Here is a 5,164-nt window from a genome sequence, read left to right as displayed (position 1 = left end):
GCCTACTGGACGTTCGTGGTGCACACCCCGCAGCGCACCCTGGTCGGGGCCAGCCCCGAGGCGCATGTGCGGATGAGCGGCGGCACGGTGGTGATGAATCCGATCAGCGGCACCCACCGCTACCCCGAGCAGGGGCCGTCCGCCGAGGCGCTGCTGGACTTCCTGCACGACCCGAAGGAGGTCGAGGAGCTGACGATGGTGGTGGACGAGGAGCTGAAGATGATGGCGGGCGTCTGCGATCTGGGCGGGGTGGTGGTCGGCCCGCGGCTCAAGGAGATGGCGCACCTGGCGCACACCGAGTACGAGTTGCGCGGCCGGTCCACCCGGGACGTGCGCGAGGTGCTGCGCGAGACGATGTTCGCCGCGACCGTGACCGGCTCCCCCGTGCAGAACGCCTGCCGGGTCATCGAGCGGTACGAGCCCGGCGGGCGCGGCTACTACGCGGGCGCGCTGGCGCTGATCGGCCGGGACGCGGGCGGCGCGCAGACGCTGGACTCGCCGATCCTGATCCGGACCGCCGACATCTCCGCGGCGGGCGGGCTGGGCGTGCCGGTCGGCGCGACGCTGGTGCGCCGCTCCGACCCGGCGTCCGAGGTGGCCGAGACCCACGCCAAGGCGGCCGGGGTGCTGACCGCGCTCGGGGTGCTGCCGGCGCCGGCCCGCCCGGCCTCGGGCCGGCGGACGCGGCTGGCCGACGACCCGCGGGTCCGGGCCGCGCTGGACGCGCGGCGGGCGGACCTGGCGCCCTTCTGGCTGCGGATGCAGACCGCCCCGGCCCAGGGCCCGCTGTCCGGGCACGCCCTGGTGGTGGACGGCGAGGACACCTTCACCGCGATGCTGGCGCATCTGCTGCGGTCCAGCGGCCTGGCGGTGACGGTGCGCAGCTACGACGAGCCGGGCCTGCGGGAGGCCGCGCTCGCCCATCTGGGCCCGGTGGTGCTGGGCCCGGGCCCGGGCGACCCGGCGGACACCGCCGACCCCAAGATGCGTCTGCTGCGGTCGCTGGCCGCCGGGCTGCTGTCCGGTCACCGCCACGGACTGCTCGGCGTCTGCCTCGGCCACGAGCTGCTCGCCGCGGAGATCGGCCTGGACCTGGTCCGCAAGGCGCGTCCCGCCCAGGGCGCCCAGGCGCGCGTCGACTTCTTCGGCCGCCCCGAGACCGTCGGCTTCTACAACACCTTCACGGCCCGTTGCGACGCGCCGACTGCCGGCGAACTGGCCGTGCACGGCGTCGAGCTGAGCCGCGACCCGGACACCGGCGACATCCACGCCCTGCGCGGCCCGGGCTTCGCCGGTGTCCAGTTCCACCCGGAGTCGGTGCTGACCCTGAACGGTCCGGCGCTGGTCGCCGAGCTGCTGTCCGCGGTCACCGTCGGCTGAGCGCGGCGCTCCCGGGCGAGGCGTCTCCTTGACATTATGCAGGTAATCACCTGCATAATGTCGGGGTGAGCCTCGAAGCACGGGCGATGGACGCGGCCTTCAAAGCGCTCGCCGACCCCACCCGACGACTGCTGCTGGACCGACTGCACGAGCAGAACGGCCAGACACTGCGCGAGTTGTGCGAGCACCTCGCCATGGCGCGCCAGTCCGCCACCCAGCACCTCGACGTGCTGGAGCGGGCCAACTTGGTGACCGTCGTGCGGCGGGGACGGGAACGCCTGCACTACCTCAACCCGGGGCCGATCCACGAGATCCAGGAACGCTGGATCTCGGGATTCGACAAGCCGCGTCTGCAAGCGATCAGTGCCATCAGGAACCAGGCAGAGGAGTACGCCATGACCCAGGGATCCAGCACCGTGCCGAACTACGTCTACGTCACCTACATCCGGGCCAGCGCGGAGCAGGTGTGGCAGGCCCTGACGGACGCGGACCTGACGGCCCGCTACTGGGGGCACACCAACGTGTCGGACTGGCAGCCGGGCTCGGACTGGGAGCACCGGCGGGCCGACGGATCGGGCGTGGTCGATGTCACCGGTCGCGTACTCGAAGCCGAGCCCCCGACGCGCCTGGTCATCACCTTCGAGGACTCCCCGGACGCGCAACCGCCGCGCGAGCCCTCCGTGGTGACCTTCCTCGTCGAAGCGCACCTGGCCATCGTCCGGCTCACCGTGACCCACGAGAACCTGCCCGACACGCAGATGCTCGACGGGATCTCCACCGGCTGGCCGGCCGTGCTGGCCAACCTCAAGTCGCTGCTGGAGACCGGAGAGGTCCTCCCGCAAGCGCCGTGGGAGATGTCGCCCGCGCACACCTGAGGCCCGCGTCGGGCAGCGGCTCGCGGCGGGCCGGCGCCGGCAGGACCGGGCCGACCAGCATCAGCACCGCGTCGATCATCGCGTACTCGTCGGCGGTGCCGTCCACCACGAGGTCCGCCCGCGAGCGGGCCGGGGCGACATGGGCCGCGTGCCGCTCCCGCCCGCTCAGCAGGTAGTTGCGCAGCGACAGCGCGGGATCCTGCCGCTGGACCTCGATCTTGCGCAGGATCTTGCGGGCCAGCCGGATGTCGTCGGGGGTGTCCACGTAGACCCGCCAGGTGGCGCGGGCGGTGACGGCCGGCAGGGTGAGGGCGAACAGGCCCTCCACCACCACCAGCCGGTACAGCCCGCCGCGGGCCGCCGCGTCGATCGCGGCGGCCACCGCGGTCTCGTCGATCGAGCCGGGATGATTCCAGTCCAGCGTCTCGGCGCCGGTGGCGCTCAACGTCCGCACCCCGCGCACCGGATCGTGCGCGGGGACGTAGAAGTCGTCCAGGTGGATCAGACCGACGCTCTCGGGGTGGTGCAGCGCCAGCGCATCGGCAAGGGTGGACTTGCCGGATGCGGTGCCGCCTGCGACCGCCAGTACGGGCACCGAATGCCCGCTCGCCACACCCGCCATACCGGGCGCTCCTTCAACGTGCTCAAGGGGTAAACGAAGCGGCCGGACAAGCCGGGTGCAGGGAGAATAGGTCCCCGAGATCGCCCGCGGCAAGACGTGTCGGTCAAGGTACCGCCAAGGGAATGGCGGGTGTCACCCGAAGAAGACCCCCGCTTCCTCGTAGAGCGACGGCGGCACCGTCTTGATGGTGGCGATCGCCTCCTTGATCGGCACCCGGACGATCTGCGTGCCGCGCAGCGCGACCATCTTCCCGAAGTCGCCGTCGCGCACCGCGTCGATGGCGTGCAGTCCGAAACGGGTGGCCAGCCAGCGGTCGAAGGCGCTGGGGGTGCCGCCGCGCTGGACATGGCCGAGCACAGTGGTCCTGGCCTCCTTGCCGGTGCGCTTCTCGATCTGGGCGGCCAGCCACTCGCCGATCCCGGACAGCCGCACATGGCCGAACGAGTCCAGCGTGCCGTCCTTGAGCACCAGGTCGCCGTCCTGCGGCATGGCGCCCTCGGCGACCACCACGATGGGCGCGTAACGGATCTTGAAGCGGCTCTCCACCCAGGCGCAGACCTGGTCGAGGTCGAAGCGCCGCTCCGGGATCAAGATGGCGTTGGCGCCGCCGGCCATCCCCGAGTGCAGGGCTATCCAGCCGGCATGGCGGCCCATGACCTCCACCACCAGGACCCGCATATGGGACTCGGCGGTGGTGTGCAGGCGGTCGATGGCCTCGGTGGCGATGTTGACCGCCGTGTCGAAGCCGAAGGTGTAGTCGGTGGCGGACAAGTCGTTGTCGATGGTCTTCGGTACGCCGACACAAGGGATGCCGTGCTGTTCGTGCAGTTCGGCGGCGACACCGAGGGTGTCCTCGCCGCCGATCACGATGAGCGCCTCGATGTCGTTCTCCGCCAGGTGCTCCCTGACCCGGCCGACACCGCCTTCGGTCTTGAGCGGATTGGTGCGCGAGGAGCCGAGGATGGTGCCGCCGCGCGGCAGGATGCCGCGCACGGCCGGGATGTCGAGGCGTACGGTGTCCCCTTGCAGGGGGCCGCGCCAGCCGTCCCGGAAGCCGGTGAAGTCGTAGCCGTACTCCTGGACGCCTTTACGGACGATGCCGCGGATGACCGCGTTGAGGCCGGGGCAGTCTCCGCCGCCGGTCAGAACTCCGACCCGCATGGACTCTTCCCTTCGTCACAAGCCAGCTGTGCCGGATGTGCAACTCCCGACAAGCTAGCGTGACTTGAGTCACATGGCGCCGTCCGTGCGCGCGTCCGTACGGTCGTCGAGGCCGCGTTCGATCGCGTATCGGACAAGCTCGACGCGGTTGTGCAGTTGGAGTTTGCCGAGCGTGTTCTGCACGTGGTTCTGCACCGTGCGGTGCGAGATGACCAGCCGCTGGGCGATCTGCTTGTAGCTCAGGCCCTTGGCGACCAGCCGCAGCACCTCGGTCTCCCGGTCGGTCAGCCGGGGCGCGGCGGGCCGGTCGGCGGCGGCCGGCGACACCGGCACGGCGGCCAGCCTGCGGTATTCGCCCAGCACCAGGCCCGCCAGGCCGGGGGTGAACACCGGGTCGCCGACGGCGGTCCTGCGCACCGCGTCCACCAGCTCCTCCCGGGCGGCCGACTTCAGCAGATAGCCGGTCGCACCGGATTTGACCGCTTCCAGTACGTCGGCGTGCTCGCCGCTGGCGGACAGCACCAGGACCCGCACCGCGGAGTCGTGGGCCACCACCTCCTTGCAGACCTGTACGCCGGAGGCCCCCGGCAGATTGAGGTCGAGGACCAGCACCTGCGGGCGGGCGGCGCGGGCCCGGCGGATGGCCTCGGGGCCGTCCCCGGCGGTGGCCACCACCTGGAGGCCGGCCACCGTGAGATCGTGCGCGACCGCGTCGCGCCACATGGGGTGGTCGTCCACGACCATGACTGTCACCGGCTGCTCGCCCTGGGCGTCGTCTCCGGCGGTACCGACCGTCATCGTGTGCTGCCGCCCTTCGCTTCGGTGCCCGCTTCTGCCGGCGCGGCCGATTCTGCCGTACCCGGACGGGGCACGGCAGGTGTACCGGCCGGCGGTGCGTCGCCGGGCCGCTTGGGCAGCCGCAGCTCCACCTCGGTGCCCTGGCCGGGCGGGGACACCCACCGGGCGCTGCCGCCCAGGTCACGCAGCCGGCCGCGGATCGACTGGGCGACCCCGAGGCGGCCCTCGTCGGCGGCGGCGGCGAGCCGGCCGGCCGCGATGCCCGGGCCGTCGTCCCGCACGGTGACCAGCACCGCGTCCGCTTCGTCCTCGACCAGGATCCAGGCCC

At 72.1% G+C, this 5,164-nt stretch carries 6 protein-coding genes; 2 read left to right on the top strand and 4 right to left on the bottom strand.

Features of this window, described 5'->3' with window-relative positions; translation table 11 throughout:
* On the top strand, window positions 1–1,380 hold a 1,380-nt coding region (locus tag GA0115240_RS33625; protein WP_093742699.1), incomplete at its 5' end, for an anthranilate synthase family protein.
* Window positions 1,381–1,466: 86 nt separating this feature from the next.
* Complete coding sequence (locus GA0115240_RS33620) at window positions 1,467–2,255, top strand: ArsR/SmtB family transcription factor (RefSeq protein ID WP_093742697.1); 789 nt, start codon at window positions 1,467–1,469, stop codon at window positions 2,253–2,255.
* Here the strand turns inward: GA0115240_RS33620 and GA0115240_RS33615 are convergent.
* From GA0115240_RS33615 to GA0115240_RS33600, 4 genes are all read right to left on the bottom strand, one after another.
* Window positions 2,185–2,877 carry a uridine kinase family protein gene (locus GA0115240_RS33615; RefSeq protein ID WP_093742695.1) on the bottom strand — a complete coding sequence of 231 codons (693 nt, stop codon included), beginning with the start codon at window positions 2,875–2,877 and terminating at the stop codon, window positions 2,185–2,187. The two genes, GA0115240_RS33620 and GA0115240_RS33615, sit on opposite strands and share 71 nt — an antisense overlap.
* Before the next feature lie 132 nt (window positions 2,878–3,009).
* The gene (locus GA0115240_RS33610; protein ID WP_093742693.1) at window positions 3,010–4,038 is read right to left on the bottom strand and encodes a 6-phosphofructokinase; all 1,029 of its coding nucleotides are present in this window, start codon (window positions 4,036–4,038) and stop codon (window positions 3,010–3,012) included.
* Between the two features lie 69 nt (window positions 4,039–4,107).
* A complete protein-coding gene (locus tag GA0115240_RS33605; protein WP_093742691.1) occupies window positions 4,108–4,836 on the bottom strand; it encodes a response regulator in 729 nt (242 codons plus the stop codon).
* The coding region (locus GA0115240_RS33600) for an ATP-binding protein (RefSeq protein WP_346268010.1) at window positions 4,833–5,164 on the bottom strand (332 nt) is incomplete at its 5' end. The genes GA0115240_RS33605 and GA0115240_RS33600, both read right to left, overlap by 4 nt.

The organism is Streptomyces sp. DvalAA-14 (genome assembly GCF_900091855.1).
Lineage (GTDB): Bacteria > Actinomycetota > Actinomycetes > Streptomycetales > Streptomycetaceae > Actinacidiphila.
This window is presented reverse-complemented; position numbering and strand designations above follow the sequence as displayed.